The 17,176-nt window shown below is 68.0% G+C and carries 19 protein-coding genes; 7 read left to right on the forward strand and 12 right to left on the reverse strand.

Features of this window, described 5'->3' with window-relative positions; translation table 11 throughout:
- From GV161_RS00005 to GV161_RS00035, 7 genes are all read left to right on the forward strand, one after another.
- The coding region (locus GV161_RS00005; protein ID WP_201304691.1) for a flagellar hook-length control protein FliK at positions 1-557 on the forward strand (557 nt) is incomplete at its 5' end.
- Complete coding sequence (locus GV161_RS00010) at positions 554-832, forward strand: EscU/YscU/HrcU family type III secretion system export apparatus switch protein (protein ID WP_152012428.1); 279 nt, start codon at positions 554-556, stop codon at positions 830-832. The genes GV161_RS00005 and GV161_RS00010, both read left to right, overlap by 4 nt.
- Positions 829-1,956 carry a GNAT family N-acetyltransferase gene (locus GV161_RS00015; RefSeq protein ID WP_152012427.1) on the forward strand — a complete coding sequence of 376 codons (1,128 nt, stop codon included), beginning with the start codon at positions 829-831 and terminating at the stop codon, positions 1,954-1,956. Before GV161_RS00010 ends, GV161_RS00015 begins: the two co-directional genes overlap by 4 nt.
- Positions 1,957-2,018: 62 nt before the next feature.
- Positions 2,019-3,026: an NAD-dependent epimerase gene (locus GV161_RS00020; RefSeq protein ID WP_152012426.1), complete on the forward strand. Its 1,008-nt coding sequence runs from the start codon at positions 2,019-2,021 to the stop codon at positions 3,024-3,026.
- Positions 3,027-3,195: 169 nt separating this feature from the next.
- A complete protein-coding gene (gene mog, locus GV161_RS00025; protein ID WP_152012425.1) occupies positions 3,196-3,741 on the forward strand; it encodes a molybdopterin adenylyltransferase in 546 nt (181 codons plus the stop codon).
- 104 nt (positions 3,742-3,845) lie between these two features.
- Positions 3,846-5,261, forward strand: a complete 1,416-nt coding sequence (locus GV161_RS00030; protein ID WP_152012424.1) for a mannose-1-phosphate guanylyltransferase/mannose-6-phosphate isomerase — start codon at positions 3,846-3,848, stop codon at positions 5,259-5,261.
- Positions 5,262-5,382: 121 nt separating this feature from the next.
- Positions 5,383-5,646: a hypothetical protein gene (locus GV161_RS00035; protein ID WP_152012423.1), complete on the forward strand. Its 264-nt coding sequence runs from the start codon at positions 5,383-5,385 to the stop codon at positions 5,644-5,646.
- Between the two features lie 165 nt (positions 5,647-5,811).
- Here the strand turns inward: GV161_RS00035 and GV161_RS00040 are convergent, their stop codons facing one another.
- The 12 genes from GV161_RS00040 to GV161_RS00095 form a co-directional block, all read right to left on the reverse strand.
- Entirely contained in the window at positions 5,812-6,369 is a 558-nt protein-coding gene (locus GV161_RS00040) for a glutathione peroxidase (RefSeq protein WP_152012422.1), read from the reverse strand.
- A gap of 131 nt (positions 6,370-6,500) precedes the next feature.
- Positions 6,501-6,887: a response regulator gene (locus GV161_RS00045; protein WP_057190857.1), complete on the reverse strand. Its 387-nt coding sequence runs from the start codon at positions 6,885-6,887 to the stop codon at positions 6,501-6,503.
- A gap of 113 nt (positions 6,888-7,000) precedes the next feature.
- Positions 7,001-8,116, reverse strand: coding sequence for a chemotaxis-specific protein-glutamate methyltransferase CheB (cheB, locus tag GV161_RS00050; RefSeq protein ID WP_152012421.1), 1,116 nt, complete (start codon positions 8,114-8,116; stop codon positions 7,001-7,003).
- Positions 8,116-8,709, reverse strand: a complete 594-nt coding sequence (locus GV161_RS00055) for a chemoreceptor glutamine deamidase CheD (protein ID WP_152012420.1) — start codon at positions 8,707-8,709, stop codon at positions 8,116-8,118. The genes cheB and GV161_RS00055 overlap by 1 nt, the downstream gene beginning before the upstream one ends.
- Positions 8,706-9,557 carry a protein-glutamate O-methyltransferase CheR gene (locus GV161_RS00060; protein WP_244623901.1) on the reverse strand — a complete coding sequence of 284 codons (852 nt, stop codon included), beginning with the start codon at positions 9,555-9,557 and terminating at the stop codon, positions 8,706-8,708. Before GV161_RS00060 ends, GV161_RS00055 begins: the two co-directional genes overlap by 4 nt.
- A 21-nt stretch (positions 9,558-9,578) precedes the next feature.
- Entirely contained in the window at positions 9,579-11,501 is a 1,923-nt protein-coding gene (locus GV161_RS00065) for a methyl-accepting chemotaxis protein (RefSeq protein WP_152012419.1), read from the reverse strand.
- Between the two features lie 79 nt (positions 11,502-11,580).
- Complete coding sequence (locus tag GV161_RS00070; protein ID WP_057190852.1) at positions 11,581-12,084, reverse strand: chemotaxis protein CheW; 504 nt, start codon at positions 12,082-12,084, stop codon at positions 11,581-11,583.
- Positions 12,085-12,087: 3 nt separating this feature from the next.
- Entirely contained in the window at positions 12,088-14,397 is a 2,310-nt protein-coding gene (locus GV161_RS00075; protein ID WP_152012418.1) for a chemotaxis protein CheA, read from the reverse strand.
- A gap of 8 nt (positions 14,398-14,405) precedes the next feature.
- Positions 14,406-14,765 (reverse strand): response regulator, encoded by a 360-nt coding sequence (locus GV161_RS00080; RefSeq protein ID WP_152012417.1) that lies wholly within the window; start codon positions 14,763-14,765, stop codon positions 14,406-14,408.
- A gap of 7 nt (positions 14,766-14,772) precedes the next feature.
- Complete coding sequence (locus GV161_RS00085; RefSeq protein WP_152012416.1) at positions 14,773-15,171, reverse strand: STAS domain-containing protein; 399 nt, start codon at positions 15,169-15,171, stop codon at positions 14,773-14,775.
- Positions 15,171-15,638, reverse strand: a complete 468-nt coding sequence (locus tag GV161_RS00090; RefSeq protein WP_152012415.1) for a response regulator — start codon at positions 15,636-15,638, stop codon at positions 15,171-15,173. Before GV161_RS00090 ends, GV161_RS00085 begins: the two co-directional genes overlap by 1 nt.
- A gap of 69 nt (positions 15,639-15,707) precedes the next feature.
- A complete protein-coding gene (locus GV161_RS00095) occupies positions 15,708-17,162 on the reverse strand; it encodes a methyl-accepting chemotaxis protein (protein ID WP_152012414.1) in 1,455 nt (484 codons plus the stop codon).
- Between the last annotated feature and the right edge of the window lie 14 nt (positions 17,163-17,176).

Below are 17,176 nucleotides of genomic sequence, written 5' to 3' on the forward strand. Positions count from 1 at the left end.
CCGCCCCGCCCCGCGACGGCCTGCTGACCCCGCAGCCGGCGGCCGAGCCGAGCCTGACCAGCGCCGCCCGCCCGGCCGCGATCGCGCAGACCCTGTTCGGCCAGGCCGAGGCCGCGCTCGATCGCATCGCGCTCGCCCAGTACGCCTCGCTGCCGCCGGAGGCCGCGCGCCTCGACCAGCAGCCACCAGCGCGCTGGCTGACCGAGATCCCGCTCGCCTTGCCGAATGGCACCGCCGTGCTGCCGCTGGAGATCGAGCGCGATCCCCCGCAATCCGGCTCCGCCACGCCCGAGGCGCCGCTCTGGCGCGTGCGCTTCGCGCTCGATGTCGAGCCGCTCGGGGCCTTGCAGGGCGTGGTCACGCTGCAAGGCCGCGCCATCGGCGTCTCCTTCTGGGCCGAGCGCGAGGACACCAGCCGCCTGCTGCGTCAGGCGACTCCCGATCTGGAGACCTCGCTGCTCAGGTCGCGCTTCGACAGCGCCGAGTTCGAGGTCTTCACCGGCCACCCGCAGCAGGCCAAGGCGGCCGCCGGCCAGTTCCTGGACCGCCGCTCATGAGCCAATCGCAACCGCTGCCGCTCGCCGTCGCGCTCGAATATGACGGTCAGGGCGCGCCGCGCGTCACCGCCAAGGGCCATGGCGTCGTCGCTGAAAAGATCATCGAGACTGCGCGCGAACATGACATCGCCATCGAGCAGAACGCAGCGCTCGCGCAGGCGCTCTCGGCGGTCGAGCTCGAAGACAGCATCCCCGAGGAGCTTTATCTCGCCACCGCGCAGGTGATCGCCTTCGTGCTCGGCCTGCGCCGCCGTGGTGGCCCATCGCGCCCATGACCGCTTCGATCGCGGTCCGCCGCCTGCCGGCCGGGACCTATGGCGCTGTTTACGCCGAAGCCTTCGCCGATCTCTGCCGGCGCGCCGAGGCGCCCAATCTGCATATGGCTCCGGCAGCCGTCGCGGCGGCCCTGAGCTTCGGCATCGCAAACGACGACATCGTCGTGCTGGCTGCCCATGCGTCCGACGGCGAAGACCTCCTCGGCCTTTGGGCCCTGCGTCGAACGCGCAGCCTCCACAGCGGTCTCGTCCCGGTCCTCGAAGCGCCGCTGGTGTCGCTCTACGAGGTGTCCTCGGCCCCGGTGCTCGATCGCGGGCGTGCGCATGACGCCGCCGCGGCCCTGATCCTGACCATCGCCGAGGCACCCGATCTGCCGAAGATCCTGAAGCTGCCGCTGCTGCCCATGCAGGGCAACGTCTTCGCCGCGCTCGAATCCGCGCTGGCGGCAACCGGCAGCTCCATCGCGACCTTCGAGCGCTGGCAGCGGCCGATGCTGGTCCCGGAACCCGGCGACGACGCTGAGCGCTATCTGCGCCGCGCCCTCGGCCAGGGCTACAAGAAGCGCATGCAGCAGCATCGCCAGCTGGAGAAGGCCGGCACGCTCGCCTATCAGCGCCATCGTGGCGCCGAAGCCATCGCCACGCTGGAGGATTTTCTCGCGCTTGAGGCGGCCGGCTGGAAAGGCCGTGGCGGCACCGCTCTTACCAGCCTGGCGCGCGACGGCGCCTATATCCGCGAGATCATCGGGAATTTCGCCGCCGCCGACGCCATCCGCGTCGACCTGCTCCGGCTGGACGACCAGCCCATCGCCGGCGGCCTGCTGCTCGACCTCGCCGGCCAGTCGCATTTCCTCAAGATCGCCTATGACGAGGGCAAGGCCCGGCTCTCGCCCGGGCGGGCGCTCGCCATCGCGATGCTGCGTGCCGATTTCGCCGCGGGCCGCCCCTTCCTGCTCGACAGCGGCGCCGGCGACCGGGTCGATCCGTCTGCCTATCCCTGGGGCGAACGGCAGGAGATGGCGAATGCGATCGTCGCGCTCGCCGGCCACTCCGCCGCCCTGCCCAAGCTGGCCGCGGCAGCGCGCATGCGGCTGAGACACTGGCGCGACCGCAGCCCGCGTTGACCGGGGCAGCAAGCTGCTCGATAGACGATGGACGAAACGCCGCGACTGGCGCTAGGAGGATCATGCGCGTTCTGGTGACGGGGGCGGCCGGCTTCATCGGCAACGAGACAGCCCGGGTTCTGCTCGAACGCGGCGACGAGGTCGTCGGCACCGACAATCTCAACGACTATTACGATCCGGCCCTGAAACAGGCGCGGCTCGCCCGCCTCGACGGCCGCAACCGCTTCAGCTTCGAAAAGCTCGACCTCGCCGATCGCGACGGCATGGCCAGGCTCTTTGCCGAAGGGCGCTTCGAGCGCGTCGTCCATCTCGGCGCCCAGGCGGGCGTGCGCTTCTCGATCGAGAACCCGCAGGCCTATCTCGATTCCAATCTCACCGGCTTCGGCCATGTGCTGGAGGGCTGCCGCCGCAATGGCGTCGGGCACCTCGTCTACGCCTCGTCGAGCTCGGTCTACGGCGCCAACACCCGCACACCCTTCCGCGTCGAGGACAATGTCGACCATCCGGTCAGCCTCTACGCCGCGACCAAGAAGGCGAACGAGGGCATGGCTCATGCCTACAGCCATCTCTATGGGCTGCCGACCACGGGCCTGCGCTTCTTCACGGTCTATGGCCCCTGGGGCCGGCCCGACATGGCGCCGATGATCTTCACCCGGAAGATCTTGGCCGGCGAGCCGATCGAGGTCTTCAACGAGGGCAAGCACGAGCGCGACTTCACCTATGTCGACGATATCGTCGAGGGCGTGGTGCGCGTGCTCGACCAGGTCGCTGCGCCCGACTCCGCCTGGTCGAGCGACGAGCCCGGCCCCGCCACCTCCTCTGCCCCCTGGCGGCTCTACAATATCGGCAATTCCGATCCCGTGCCGCTGATGGACTTCATTGCCACGATCGAGCAGGCGCTCGGCAAAAAGGCGGTGATGGAGATGAGGCCGCGCCAGCCCGGCGACGTGCTGCGTACCGCCGCCGACGTCTCGGCGCTGGAGGCGGCCGTCGGCTTCCGCCCGCACACGCCGCTCGCCGACGGCATCGGTCGGATGGTGCGCTGGTATCGCGATTTCTACCGGGTTTGAAACTCGATTGGACCAAACGAGCCCTCATCCTAAGGAGCCGCGAAGCGGCGTCTCGAAGGATGCTTCAGGAGGCTCCGGAATCCGCTAGAGCATCCTTCGAGACGCGATCTGCGATCGCTCCTCAGGATGAGGGCTGAGAAAAGTTCCGAACAGGCACAAAGGACGAACCATGGCATCGCCTGCGAAGATCGGCATCGTCACCGTCTCCGACCGCGCTTCGGCCGGCGTCTATGCCGACGAGGGCGGGCCGGCCATCCTCGACTATTTCAGCAAGGCATTGGCCAGCCCTTGGCAGGCGGTGACGCGTGTCATCCCCGACGAGCGCGCCGGCATCGCGCAGACGCTGACCGAGCTCGCCGACAAGGAAGGTTGCTGCCTGATCGTCACGACGGGCGGCACCGGCCCGGCCCCGCGTGACGTCACGCCGGAAGCGACCGAGGACGTGATCGACAAGCTGATGCCGGGCTTCGGCGAACTGATGCGCCAGGTCAGCCTCGCCAAGGTGCCGACCGCGATCCTCTCGCGCCAGCTTGCCGGCATTCGCGGCAAGTCGCTGATCGTCAACCTGCCCGGCCGCCCGCGCGCCATCGCCGAATGCCTCGACGCGGTGATGCCGGCGATCCCCTACTGCATCGACCTGATCGAGGGCCCTTATATCGAAACCGACCCGGCGGTCGTCGTCGCGTTCCGGCCGGGGCAGAAGCCGAAAGGGTGAACAATACCTCGACCGATACCACCCGCCTCTCCTTATGAGCGTTTATCGGATGGTAGCTTCACTGCTGTAGGACTAAACGGACCAGTTCCCGCCGGAAGTTCGATATGACTGCAAAGATCGTTCCCCTCGTCATGGCCGGCGGCTCCGGCACCCGGCTCTGGCCGCTCTCGCGCGACACCATGCCGAAGCAGTTCATCGCACTGCTGGATGATGGCCTCTCGACCTTCCAGGCGACGCTGCAGCGCCTGGTCGATCCAGCCTTCGGCGCGCCGATCGTCATCACCAACAATGATTTCCGCTTCATCGTCGCCGAGCAGATGCTGGCGCTCGGCATCAAGGGCGAGATCGTGCTCGAACCCGAGCGGCGCGATTCCGCCGCGGCCATCGCGGTCGGCACGGTCATGGCCGGCAAGCGCGACCCCGAGGCCGTCTGCGTCGCGCTCGCCTCCGACCATGTCGTGGGCGATACCGAAGCCTTCCGCCAGGACTGCAAGCGCGCCGCCCGCCTGGCCGCAACCGGCCTGATCATGACGCTCGGCATCAAGCCGACGCATCCGTCGACCGCCTATGGCTATCTCGCCCCCGGCGAGGCCTTGTCGGAGCCCGGTGCCAATCGCCTCTCCCGCTTCGTCGAGAAGCCGAAGTTCGATGTCGCCGAGAAATACGTCGCCGAAGGCTATCTCTGGAACAGCGGCAACTTCCTGTTCTCGGCCAAGACCATGCGCGAGGAGCTCTCGCGCCATGCCCCTGACGTGCTCTCGGCGGCCGAGGCCGCGGTCGACAAGGCGAGCCGGGACCTCGACTTCCTGCGGCTCGACCCCGACAGCTTCGGCAGGGCCACCAAGATCTCGATCGACTATGCCGTGATGGAGCGCACCGCCCATGCAGGCATGCTCGCTGCTTCTTTCGACTGGTCCGATGTCGGCTCCTGGGATTCGATCCATGCGATCAAGCCGCAGGACGGCGACGGCAACGTGCTGGAGGGTCCGGCGGTCGCGCTCGATACCCGCCGCTCGCTGATCCGCAGCGAGGAGGTATTGACCACCGTGGTCGGGCTCGACGACGTCGTCGTGGTCTCGACCCGCGATGCCGTGCTCGTCGCCTCGATGGCGGCGGCCGGCAAGGTCAAGACCCTGGTCGAGCAGATGAAGGCGGATGGGCGCCCGGAAGCCAGCGAGCATTTACGCATCTACCGGCCCTGGGGCTGGTATCAGCGCATCGACATCGGCGCCCGCTTCCAGGTCAAGCACATCCACGTCAAGGAGGGCGGCCAGCTCAGCCTGCAGAAGCATTTCCACCGCGCCGAGCACTGGGTCGTGGTGCGCGGCACGGCCGAGGTCACGCTCGATGACACCGTCCGCTTCGTTCACGAGAATGAGTCCGTCTATCTGCCGATCGGCTGCACGCACCGGCTGAAGAACCCCGGCAAGATCGGGCTCGAGCTGATCGAGGTCCAGGTCGGCAGCTACACCGGCGAGGACGACATCGTCCGCATCGAGGACATCTACGCGCGCAGTTGAGACCGTGTGCGGCCCCGATTGACGTGATTGTTCCCCATTTGGGGGGATACGGCGAGAACAGGACTCCATAGCCACGCCGAGTGGGCGATCTTACCCCGCTCTGGCCTCGAGGAGATTCCCGATGCTCAAGCCCGCTGCTCTGCTGGCCGCAATCGCGGTCTTCCTGATGGCCATCGTACCGGCCGAGGCGGCCAGGTCCGCCTATAAAACCGGGATCGCAAGCGCCAAGAAGCGTGGGTTTTCCAACCGCAAATGCTACGCATCGGTCTTCGCGACCTACGCCACGCAGAACAGGCACAGCAAGTTCAGGGCGCCAGCCGGTACCAGCAAGGCGGCCATCGGCTACAGGAACGAGCAGATGAGCAAATGCGGTATTTCGGTCTGACGGCGCGGATCGAGCGCGTTCGCATCGAGGGCATCTCGGCGCGCAGTTGAGGGCGCTCAGGTCGGCGTCGATGGCGGCTCTTGTCCAAGGGCTGGCAGCGTCGCGAGCCCCCTCACCCCAGCACCCTCTCCCGCAAGGTGACGGGGATAGGGTGCTGCCTGCCCCTCAGTCCTTCGCCAGCTCCTGCCCGATCGCACGGATCAGTTCCGGCGAGAGCGGGTCCATCCGCGAGCTGAAACTGCCGACCAGGCTGCCGTCGCGGCCGATCAGGTATTTGTGGAAATTCCAGCTCGGCAACTCGCTCGGGCGCTGGTTGGCGGCCCAGCGATAGAACGGGTGGGCATCCGGCCCGCGCACCACGTTCTTCTGGGTGATCGGATAGTTCGCGCCATGGCTCTGGCGGACCGCTTCGGCGATCGCCGCGCCGTCGAGCGGCTCCTGCCCGCCGAAGTCATTGCTCGGCACCGCGATCAGGACGAGGCCGCGCTCGCGATAGCGCTCCCAGAGCTGCTCCAACCCGGCGAATTGCCCGGCCAGCCCGCACTGCGTCGCCGTGTTGACGATCAGGATCGGCTTGTGGCGATAAGCCGAGAGCGGGATGCGCCCGCCTTCCGCCCGGTCGAAGCTGAAGGCGTAGGCATTGCCCTCTCCCTGCGCGGCGAGCGCCGGAGTAGCCGGTGCGAGCGCGAGCAAGGCGAGAATCTGGCGACGACTGAAGCGCATGGGCAAGCTCCGCGATGTTGCGAGGCTAAGGCCGATCGAGCCTACTCGCAAAGTAAGATATCCGCGAGCGAAAATGAAAAACGCCCCGGCGCGGGCCGGGGCGTCGATCATTCGCCAGGGCCGCCGGCCGCTCAGCAGGCGAGCACCTTCTTCACGCGCACCTCGAGATCGCGCAGCTCATAGGGCTTCACGACATAATGGTCGGCGCCGTTGCTGGTCGCCTCGTCCATCTTGTCGACCGAGCGTTCCGAGGTCGCCATGATGATCTTGATCTGGTTGAGTTCCGGCACCGAGCGGATGGCGCGCAGGAGGTCGATGCCGCTCATCCCGTCCATGTTCCAGTCGAGCAGCAGCAGATCATAGCGCTTGGTCTGCATCTTCATCAGGGCCTCGCGGGCGTTCTCCGCCTCGTCGATGTCCTGGAACTCGATCTGCTTGAGGAAATAGGTGGCAAGGCCACGCATGCTCTTCTGGTCGTCGACCACGAGGATGCGGTAGTCGCTTCTCGCCTTGGACATGGCAACTCTCCTATAGCATCGGACCGAAAAATGGACTCCACTTTTCGGAGGAATCCGATGCGATAACAATGTGATAGATCATCGTGACCGCGTCCGTTCGGACGCGCGATGATCTATGCGGTGCGCTGCTGCGGGCGCTCGCCCAGCAGTGCCGCGATGGCGCCTCCGATCTGGTCGAGCGGCACGACCCGTTCGGCGGCGCCCAACTCGAACGCGGCTTTCGGCATCCCGTTTACCACACAGGTCTCGCCACTTTGGATTAACGTCGCAGCGCCGGCTTTGCGCATGGCTAACAAACCGTCAGCGCCATCGCGGCCCATGCCGGTAAGCAGCACGCCGATCGCATGCGCCCCGAGCGCCCGGGCAACCGAATGGAACATCACGTCGACCGAGGGGCAGTGCCCGCTGACCAGCGGCGCCTCCTTGAGATGACAGATGAGCTCGCCGCGGCGCTCCTCGATCTCGAGATGCTTTGGGCCGCCCGGCGCCACGACCGCCATGCCCGGCCGAAGCCGCTCGCCATCGGCCGCCTCGCGCACGTCGAGCCCGGTCGCGGCCGAGAGCCGCGCGGCGAACTTGGCGGTGTAGCCCGCCGGCATGTGCTGCACCACGGCGATCGGCAGGCGCAAATGCGCGGCGTCGCGCATCACGGTCTGCACCGCCGGCACGCCGCCGGTCGAGGCGCCGATCGCGATCAGCGCGACCTTGCCGTGATTGGCTGGCGCATGAGACGCCACCGTCGGCCTGACCGGCACGGCCATGGCCGACCGCTGTTGGGCCACGAGCCCCTTGGCGGCCGCCAGCATCCGCCGGCTGGCCGAGGCGCGCTGCAGCGCCGCGGCGACATGCTTCATGAAGCCTTCGAGCGTATGCGTTGACCCGTCCGGCTTCTCGATGAAGTCGATCGCGCCGAGCTCCAGCGCCTGGATGGTGTTGTCGGCGCCCGGCCCGCCGAAGGCAGAGACGATCAGCACCGGCAGCGGGTCCTGCTTCAGCACCCGCGCCAGCAGCTTGAGGCCGTGCCGGCCGGGCAGCTCGAGATCGAGCGTCAGGATGTCGGGCCGCAGGTCCTGGATCGCGTCCCAGCCCTCCTCGGCGCTGCCGGCGACGCCGATCACCTGGAAGCCGGGCGTCGAGTTGATGATCTGCGTCATCAACTTCTGCATCAGCACGGAATCGTCGACGACGAGGACCTTCACCGGGCCGGCGGACGAGGTCAGCGGGCTCATCACCAGATCTCCACTTCACCAGCCACCGGCTGGGTCTTGAGGCGGTTGAGGTAGGCCATCTCCTGCTCGCGCTCGGGATCGCGCGCCGCCTGCTGGACGTGCTGGACCCAGGCGCGCCCGGTCGCGGGCTGGTAGTGGATGCGGCGCGAACGTGTGCCGCCGACATCCCTGGATACCACCGGAATGCCCTCGCGGGCGAGGAACTCGTTGACGAAGATGATGTTGCCCTCGCCGATCGCCAGCATGGTGGCGCCGGAGAGCACGCGCGCACCGCCGAAGACCTTGGCCTCGAGCTGGCCGCGCCTGGCGCCGCGCTTGAGCAGCCCGTTGATCAGCACTTCCATGGCAGTGTCGCCATAGCGCTCGCCGGCACTGGCGTCGGTGCCGCCATTGTTCTTCGGCAGCAGGAAATGGTTTAGCCCGCCGACGCCGATCTGCGGGTCGCGCATGCAGACTGAGACGCAGGAGCCGAGCACGGTGGCGACGATCTCGTCCTTGGCCGAGGTGATCTCGTGCTCGCCCGGCGCAACCGTGATGATGGTCGCTTCGAAGCGCGGATCGAAATAGCGCCGTGAGGATCGGGTCAGGCTCATGGCGTGCGCTCGTAGATGGTGCGGCCGATCAGCCTGAGCTGGGGATGCGGCTGCGGCAGGGATTCGGAATGGCCGAGATAGAGGAAGCCGCCGGGCTGCAGCAGGGCGACATAGCGGTCGAGGATCGCGGCCTTGGTCGGTGTATCGAAATAGATGAAGACGTTGCGGCAGAAGATCACGTCGAACGGCCCCTTCATCGGCCAGCGCTCGATCAGGTTCAGCCGCTTGAAGGCGATGAGCCGCTTCAGGTCCTCGGCGATGCGGGCTTCGCCGCGGGAACTCTGGCCCTCCAGCCTGAGCAGCGGGCGTAAGTCCGCCGGCAGCCGGTCGAACTGCTCGGCCGGGTATTGCCCCGCCGCCGCCCGGTCGAGGATGTCAGTGTCGATGTCGGTCGCGAGGATCTTGAAGTCGAGATCGCTGCGATGGCCGATCACGTCGCGCGAGATCGCGGCGGCGCTGTAGGGCTCCTCGCCCGAGGAGCAGGCCGCCGACCAGATCCGGATGCGCCCGCGCCGCCCTGCCCGCTCCTGGATCAGGCGCGGCAGCACGTCCTTGCGCAGGTGGTCGAAATGATGGCGCTCGCGGAAGAAGGCGGTGTGGTTGGTGGTGACCGCGTTGATCAGCTCGGGAATCTCGTCGCTCGCCGACGGCGTGCGCAGATAGGCGCAGTATTCCGCGATCGAGCCGAGGCCGAGCACCTTGACGCGCCGCGCCAGCCGGCCGCGCGCCATCGCCTCCTTGTGCTCGCGGATGACGATGCCGGCGTGCTCGTAGACCAGCTTGGCCACCAGGGCCATATCGTCCCGGCTGAGCGTGGTGTCTGACTGGACAGGTTGCGGGGCAAGCATGCTCTGACTCTGTGGCGCGGCTTAGGACTCGACCCACTCATCCATCCGGCCGCCACCGGCGACGCGGCGGCGCGGAGTGGCGGGGCGGGCTTCGGTGGAACGATGATGGTCCTGGCGGGCCGGCGCACGGCGCGGCTCGCTCAGTGCAGGGGCCGGCAGCGATCGTGCATGAGCCATCGGCCGCTCGAAGCGGAAGACGTCGGCGAGCTCGCGCAGCGCCTGTGTCTGCTCGGCGAGGCTCGCCGCCGCGCCGGCGCTCTGCTCGGCCAGTGCCGCATTCTGCTGCGTCGCCTCGTCCATCGCTGTGACGGAGCGGCTCATCGCGGCGATGTCGCCGGCCTGACCGGCGCTCGCCTGCGAAATCTCCGACACCGTCGCCGAGACCTGCTCGACCGCCGTGACGATCTTGCCGAGCGTCTCGCCGGTCCGGCGCACCAGGCGCACGCCTTCGGCAACCTGCGCATTTGAATTGGCGATCACGCCCTTGATGTCCTTGGCGGCCGTGGCCGAGCGCTGCGCCAAAGTGCGCACCTCGCTTGCGACCACGGCGAAGCCCTTCCCGGCCTCACCGGCGCGGGCGGCCTCGACCGCAGCGTTCAGCGCCAGCAAGTTGGTCTGGAAGGCGATGCCGTCGATCACGGTGACGATCTCGGCGATCCGCGCCGAGGACTGCTCCATCTGCCCGATCGCTGCGATCGTCTCGGCGACGACCTGCTGCCCGCTGCCGGCGACCGCCATCGCCTCGCCGGCGAGCTCAGTCGCGGCGCGCGAGCGGCCGGCGCTCTGCGTGATCGAGGCCGCGAGCTGGCCGGTGGTATCGGCCGTCTCTTCCAGGCCTGCAGCCGATTGTTCAGTGCGCCCGGCAAGGTCGACCGCGCCCGCCTTGATCTCCACCGCCGTCGCCGCGACATGCGCGGCTGCCAGCTGGATGCCGGAGACGGTCTGCGTCAGCCGTGCCAAAGTCTGGTTGAGCCCGGCCTTCAGCTCGCCGAGCCGCCCGTCATAGACGCCATCGATACGGCCCGTCAGATCCCCTTCGCTGAGGCCGGCCAGCACGGCGGCGAACTCGTCGGTGGCGGCCTCGACGATCGCGTTGATCTCGTTGACGCCCGTGGCGATGCGCTGCAGCGCCTCGGGCTTGCCGGCGAGCGGCACGCGCCGGGAGAAATCGCCCTCCGCCGCGGCGGCGACGACGGCCGCGACCTCGTCGGCGGCCCGCAACTCCTCGGTCAGCTCGCGCCACTCGATCGTCGAGCCGAGCCTCTGGCCATCGGGCTGCGTCGTGACGGTCAGCGTCAGCCCGACCATGCGCCGGCCGAGCGCGACGCGCATCGCGCGCGCTTCGGGAATGCCTTGCGGGCCGGCGAACAGCTCCAGCACCTTGCCGAGCATGTCCTTGGCCGAGACACCCGGGAAGGCAGCGCGGAAATCCTCCTGCGCCTCGCTGAAGAACTTGAGCAGCGACTTGTTGACGTAGACGATCCGCCCGTTCGCATCGCAGACCATGATCGCGGTGCGGCAGCCGTCGAGGGCCGCCCGGATCCGCCCGGCCTCGACCGAGCTTTCCTGGACCTGGCGCAGAGCCCGCGAGAGCTGGCCGATCTCGTCGCGGCGGGCGAGCTCCGGCGTGGCGCCGGGCGCACCCTCCGAGAGCTTCTCCATGCCTTCGCGCATCGCCATCATCGGCCGCGCCAGCGAACGGGCCACGAGCCAGCCAAGACCTGCCGCAACAGCCACGCCGGCGACGCCGAACGGCAAGGCCGTGCTTGCGAAACCCGACAGGGCCGCCTCGACCTGCTGGCTGGACAGGCCGATGGCGCCGAGCCGGGCGGTTGCGCTCTGCTGGACCGCGTATGCGACGAGCCCACCCGAAACGGCAGCGCCGCCGGCGAACAGCGCCGGCAGCTTGACCGAGAGTTTCGAGAAGGCGCCCAGCTGAGTCATCGGTTCTTTTTGTCTCTCAGGCGTTCCTGGCCATCATTCGGCATTCCGGCTGGGCGCTACCGGGCAAGGCCGACGACGCTCAGGCGACGCGCAGTTGCTTGTCCTGGTTGTCGCCGCCGTCGCGGATCACCGCGGCGAGGTCGAGCAAGGCGACGATCTCGGTGTCGAGCAGGACGAGGCCTTCGATCAGCCCGTGCTCGTCACGCTCCAGATCCGGCGCCGGCCGGACCGCGCTGACCGGCACGTCGACGATGTCGGAGACCGAGTCGACCAGCAAGCCGGCGGTCTTGTCCTCGACATCGACGACGACGATCACATGGGTCGCGGTCGCCTCGGTGGAGCCGAGGCCGATCGCGGTGCGCAGATCGTAGACCGCCAGGATCACGCCGCGCAGGTTGAGGACACCGCGCACATGCGGGGCCGCATGCGGCAGCGGCGTCGTCGCCTGCCAGCCCTTGATCTCGCGGACCATGCCGACATCGATGCCGAAGGTGCGGTCGCCGACCCGGAAGGTGACGATCCGGCGCGCTGCGGACTCAGGCTGCGCCGAGGTGAAATGCTTTTCGCTGAGCTGCAGGGACATGGTTCATCCAGCCAGTTTGAGTTCGGGAACGGGTTGGCGGACACCCGATGCGGCCAGGCGCAACATCGAGTCGACATCGAGAATGAGCGCGACGAGGCCGTCGCCCAGAATGGTCGCGGCGGAGGCGCCGTTGACCGTGCCGTAATTCGACTCGAGGCTCTTCACCACGACCTGCTGCTGCCCGACGATCTCGTCGACGGCGATGCCGACATTGCCGCCGCGCTCGGTCTCCGCGATGATGATGATGTTCTCGTCGCGCGTGCCGGCCGAGCCCATCACGGCCCCGAGCCGGTGGAGCGGCGTGATCTCGCCGCGCCAGCGCAGCACTTCCTGGCCGAAGGTCAGGTGCTCGATCGGCGTGTTGGCGAGGTGCTGCGTCTCGATCACGCTGGCGATCGGAATGACGTAGCGGTCGTCGCCGCAGCGGATCACCATGCCTTCGAGCACGGCGAGCGTCAGCGGCAAAGCGAGCGTGAACTTGCAGCCGCGACCGGGCTCGGAATCGACGCTGATGCGGCCGCCGAGCGATTCGACGTTGCGGCGCACCACGTCCATGCCGACGCCGCGGCCTGAGATGTCGCTGACCGCGTCCGCCGTCGACAGGCCGGCGGCGAAGATCAGCTGGTCGATCTCTTCCGGCGCAAGCTTCTCGTCGGCACCGACGAGACCGCGGGATTTCGCCTTGGCCAGCAGCCTGTCGCGACCGATGCCGCGCCCGTCATCGGTGACCGAGATGACGATGCGGCCGGCGCGATGCTCGGCGATCAACCTGATCGTGCCTTCCGGGTTCTTGCCGGCGGCGATACGCTCCTCCGGTGTCTCGACGCCGTGATCCATCGAGTTGCGGATCATGTGGGTGAGCGGATCGGCCAGTTCCTCGATGATCGTCTTGTCGACCTCGGTGTTCTCGCCTTCGAGGACGAGCTTCACTTCCTTGCCGAGCGTCTGGGCGAGCTCGCGCACCAGGCGCGGCATGCGCTGGAACACCGCCTTCACCGGCTGGGCGCGCACCGCCATGACATGGTCCTGCAATTCACGCGTCTGGCGCGACAGGGTCAGGATGCCTTCGGCGGTCTTGGCATAGACGTCATAGGGCAGCGAGCGCACGCATTCGACCAGCATCGACTGGGTGATGACGATCTCGCCGACCAGGTTCATCAGCCGGTCGATGCGATCGAGATCGACACGCACGCTGACCGCCTGGCGCTGGCGCGCGGCGGCCTCGTTGGAGACGGGCCGCGCAGCCGCACGTGCCGCCGCCGGAGCAGTTGCGGTTGCAGGCGCAGCAGCGACCGGTGCCACCGCGGGCGCGGCGGCGGGCTGGATATCGGGCTGCGGCGCGGCGTCCGCGGCCGGCCCGAGCCGGGCAAGGATCGCCGACAGGTCGGCGGCGACATTCTGGGGCACCTCGGGAGCGGCGATGGGAGCCGGTGCGGCCACGGGCTCCGCCGCAGCTTCCGCCTCCGCCAGAACCTCGACCTCGAACTCCTCGTTGGCGAGGGTGAAGTCGAACTTCGCGACGATCTCGTCGGCGCTGAGCTCGGTGCGCATCATCACCGTGAAGCGCATATGGCAGTCGGTGACGTCGAGCGTCTCGAGCGGCGGCACATGGCTGAGGTCGCAGGAGACCGAGACGATCTCCTCCGCCGGCAGGATGCCGATCGCGACGCGCGGCTCGATCACGCGGCGGAACAGATCGGCTTCCGGCGTGATCTTGATGCGGACGTCGTGACCGGGCTTGCGAACGGGCTGGGCGGCGACGGGCTCGTCATCGTCCCAGCCGTCATTGGCCGCGGCTGGCGCTGCGGGAGCGCCCATCTTGGCATCGACCATGGCGAGCAGGTTGCCGAGCGCAGCGATGCCGACGGGGGCATCGGCCGCAGGAGCAGCTGGAGGCGCGACAGGAGCAGCCGGGGCTGCGGGCGCAGCCGCCTTGGCCTGGCCGACCTGTTCGAGCGCAGCGAGAAGGTCGGGGCGAACCGGCGCAACCTCGTCGTTGCGGGCAGCGGCGACCAGATCCGCGACGGCATCCGAGCAGCGCAGGAACAGGGTGAAGGGCGCATCCGCCAGCGCGACGCGGCCCGAGCGGAGATGGTCGAGCGCCGCCTCGAAGACATGGGCGAAGCCGACGAGCTCGGTGCAGCCGAAGGCGCCGGCACCACCCTTGATCGAGTGGATGGCGCGGAAGGCGGCGTTGACGTCCTCGGAATCGGTCGAGCCCTCGTCGAGCGCCTGGAGTTTCTGCTCCAGCGCGCCGAGGAGCTCCTCGCACTCCTGGAAGAAGGTCTGCTTGAGTTCCGCCAGGGGATCCATAGGCCGCCTCAGTTCTGGTAGCGCGCGACGAGGCCGAGCAGGGTGTTTGGCTCGAACGGCTTGACCATCCAGGCGCTGGCGCCGGCCCGGCGGCCTTCCGCCTTGATCTCGGCGCCGTTCTCGGTGGTCAGCACGATGATCGGGGTGTTCTGGCCGGCCGGGCGCGCGCGGCAGGCGCGCGTGAACTCGATGCCGTCCATGATCGGCATGTTGAGGTCGGTGATGACGAGATCGGGCTTGAACTGGTCGAAGCGCGCCAGCCCCTCTTCGCCGTTCTCCGCCTCCGCCACCTCGTGGCCGGCATTCCGCAGCGTCATGCTGAGCAGGCTGAGCAGAGTCTTGGTATCGTCGATCGCGAGGATCTTCATCGCGGGATCACTCCAGAACGAGAGCGCTTTGCGCCGGGTCGAACCCGATCGCTTGAAAAGACTGGCGGCACTCGTCCGAGGCCGCCTTGAGCGTGACGCTGAGGCCGCGCGCCTTGGCGCTGCTGGCAGCCGAATGCAGGAGCTGGATCCACACGCTCGGAAACGGCCCGGCCTCGGCGCATTCGACCGCGATGCTCTCCTTCTGCTCCAGCGCGACGAGGAGCTGGTTACGGAAAGCAGCAGCCTCTGATCGGCCGAGGAAAGGCGGAAGGGAGACGGTGATGACCACGGCGGCGCGCCCTGTGTTTATTGACTGGGAAGCATCTCCGGGATTGGTAAAAATTTCGCTAACCGCCCCGGTTCGCGGCAAGGATTGTGACCGTTCCGCGGCAGCTTCGTTCAGCATCAGAACAGACTGTTGCTGATCGCGCGCGGCACCAGCGAGATGCTGCCGTTCGCTTCCTTGTACTTGCGGGGTATGTTGATGATGCCCGAGAGGTGCAGCCAGAGATTGTTCGGCGAGATCGGCTTGATGATGATCTCGTGCGCGCCGAGCTTGGCGGCCTGCACCACGGCGCGCCGGTCGGGCTTTTCCATCATCACCAGCACCGGTGCCTTGGCGAAGGGCGAGGTCTTGAAGGAGCGGATCGAGGCCAGGCACTTCACGCTGTCGCCGTCCGGCAGGTCCCAGTCGAGCATGACGATGTTGGGCTGCTTCTGGATGAAGGTCGTCGCCGCCGTAGCGAGATCGGCCGCCTCGAACACGCGCTGCAGCTGCGCCTGGTAGAGCATGGTACGGATGATGCGCCGATAGTGCGGGCTGGGATCGATCAGCAGCACCGAGAGATTGGGGAAGGATGGCGCGATATGCATGTCCGCAACTCGAAACTCGTACGCGACTAGGAACCTCGCACAGGACGGTTAAGGCTCCGCCCTACTCCTTCAGACGCTGAGCCCGAACCGGACCCCGCCCCAGTGCCGGCCCCTGACGACGATCGGCGCCGACAGATCCTCCATCACCAGGAAATTGCCGCCGCCCATGTCGCGCCGATAGGTCTGCAGCAGGAACGGTTTCTGGTTGCGCGCCGCGGCGAGGCCGGTGCGATCGTTGAAGATGCGCCGGTTGCGGCAATTGGCGTTGTTCCAGACCGGGTCCTGTCCCTGCGGCTGCGAATATTTGCGGTTGTGCGTCGGCAGGTAGCCGTTGCGGTCGACCGCCGCGCAGAAGACGATCCGCTTGCTCGCGGACAGCATCTTCTCCTGCACCGAAGGCAGCAGCCGGTCGGTCAGCTCGGTGAAACGGCTCATGAATTGCTGGGGGTCGCTGCCGGGAATCGGCCTGTAGGCCTCGTCGAACAGGTCCGCCTGGCTGGCCTGGCCCGTCGCCAGCGCCTGCTCGAACAGGCCGGCGATCGCCGCCGACGCCTCGAGCGCGATCTCGATCATGTCCGATTGCGGCGTGCGCACGCCTGAGTTCGCGATCGCGCCGAGCACCGCCTCGCTGGTCGAGACCAGCGACGCCCCGCGCCGGGCCGCGACCTCGAGATTGCGGCCGGACTGATCGACCCCGGCGGCCAGTCCCTTGATCTCGTCGCCGACCTGCGCGAACGCCGCCGCATTCTCGCGTGCCGGCGCCGAGATCGAGTCGATCTCCGAGATCAGCCCGGCCACCGAACGGCCGAAATGATCGAGCTCGCCGATCTGCTGCGAGATGCCCTGGCTCTCGTCGCTGGCGCGCCGCGCCGCCAGCGCATTCGCCTCGCTCTGCTTCGCCAGCTGATCGACGGTCGCGACCAGCGCGTCGAGCTGCTTGGCGCTGGCGGCCGTCGCGTCGCGTGTCTGCTCGGCGAGCTGCTTCACCGCAGCGGCGATCACCGCAAAGCCACGCCCGGCAGCGCCGCTGCGCGCCGCCTCGACGCCGGCATTGATCGAGAGCAGCTGGATCTCGCGCGTGATCGTCTGGATCGCCTCGCTGGCCTCGCGCGCCTTGTGGGCGCGGCCGACGGCCTCGTTCAGCGCCTGCGAGATCGATTGCGCACCGTCCGACAATTCGGCGATGTCGTTCTGTGCCGCATTCAGCCCCTGGCGGACCGCGCCGGTGACCCGCTCCAGCCCGCTCTTGACCACGGAGGCCGCCTGCTGGGCGGTATCGGCCGCCTGCTGGATCGCCTGGTTCGAGCGCGAGACCTGCTCGACCGAAGCGACGACGCGGTGCAAACCATCGGTCTGCCGGTCCAGCTCGGCGTTGACGTCGCCGACACGCCCGGAAATATCGGTGATCTCGGCGCTGAGCTTGCCGAAGCGTTCGGCGATCTCACGCACGGCCCGCGCTGCCGCTTCCGCCCCCGGAGCATCCTCATTGGCAGGATCAGGCAGCTTCAGGGCCTGGGCAAGCATCGCTTGGCGCTTCC

The organism is Bosea sp. 29B (assembly GCF_902506165.1).
GTDB lineage: Bacteria > Pseudomonadota > Alphaproteobacteria > Rhizobiales > Beijerinckiaceae > Allobosea.

Excerpts from the sequence above, each read along its gene's own strand:
- GV161_RS00070 (WP_057190852.1), bottom strand. The coding sequence starts at position 12,084 with ATGTCCCTGCAGCTCAGCGAAAAGCATTTCACCTCGGCGCAGCCTGAG.
- GV161_RS00010 (WP_152012428.1), top strand. The coding sequence starts at position 554 with ATGAGCCAATCGCAACCGCTGCCGCTCGCCGTCGCGCTCGAATATGAC.
- GV161_RS00015 (WP_152012427.1), top strand. The coding sequence starts at position 829 with ATGACCGCTTCGATCGCGGTCCGCCGCCTGCCGGCCGGGACCTATGGC.
- mog (WP_152012425.1), top strand. The coding sequence starts at position 3,196 with ATGGCATCGCCTGCGAAGATCGGCATCGTCACCGTCTCCGACCGCGCT.
- GV161_RS00055 (WP_152012420.1), bottom strand. The coding sequence starts at position 8,709 with ATGAGCCTGACCCGATCCTCACGGCGCTATTTCGATCCGCGCTTCGAA.
- GV161_RS00080 (WP_152012417.1), bottom strand. The coding sequence starts at position 14,765 with ATGAAGATCCTCGCGATCGACGATACCAAGACTCTGCTCAGCCTGCTC.
- GV161_RS00060 (WP_244623901.1), bottom strand. The coding sequence starts at position 9,557 with ATGCTTGCCCCGCAACCTGTCCAGTCAGACACCACGCTCAGCCGGGAC.
- GV161_RS00045 (WP_057190857.1), bottom strand. The coding sequence starts at position 6,887 with ATGTCCAAGGCGAGAAGCGACTACCGCATCCTCGTGGTCGACGACCAG.
- GV161_RS00075 (WP_152012418.1), bottom strand. The coding sequence starts at position 14,397 with ATGGATCCCCTGGCGGAACTCAAGCAGACCTTCTTCCAGGAGTGCGAG.
- GV161_RS00065 (WP_152012419.1), bottom strand. The coding sequence starts at position 11,501 with ATGACTCAGCTGGGCGCCTTCTCGAAACTCTCGGTCAAGCTGCCGGCG.
- GV161_RS00020 (WP_152012426.1), top strand. The coding sequence starts at position 2,019 with ATGCGCGTTCTGGTGACGGGGGCGGCCGGCTTCATCGGCAACGAGACA.
- GV161_RS00090 (WP_152012415.1), bottom strand. The coding sequence starts at position 15,638 with ATGCATATCGCGCCATCCTTCCCCAATCTCTCGGTGCTGCTGATCGAT.
- GV161_RS00085 (WP_152012416.1), bottom strand. The coding sequence starts at position 15,171 with ATGCTGAACGAAGCTGCCGCGGAACGGTCACAATCCTTGCCGCGAACC.
- GV161_RS00030 (WP_152012424.1), top strand. The coding sequence starts at position 3,846 with ATGACTGCAAAGATCGTTCCCCTCGTCATGGCCGGCGGCTCCGGCACC.
- cheB (WP_152012421.1), bottom strand. The coding sequence starts at position 8,116 with ATGAGCCCGCTGACCTCGTCCGCCGGCCCGGTGAAGGTCCTCGTCGTC.
- GV161_RS00040 (WP_152012422.1), bottom strand. The coding sequence starts at position 6,369 with ATGCGCTTCAGTCGTCGCCAGATTCTCGCCTTGCTCGCGCTCGCACCG.
- GV161_RS00095 (WP_152012414.1), bottom strand. The coding sequence starts at position 17,162 with ATGCTTGCCCAGGCCCTGAAGCTGCCTGATCCTGCCAATGAGGATGCT.
- GV161_RS00035 (WP_152012423.1), top strand. The coding sequence starts at position 5,383 with ATGCTCAAGCCCGCTGCTCTGCTGGCCGCAATCGCGGTCTTCCTGATG.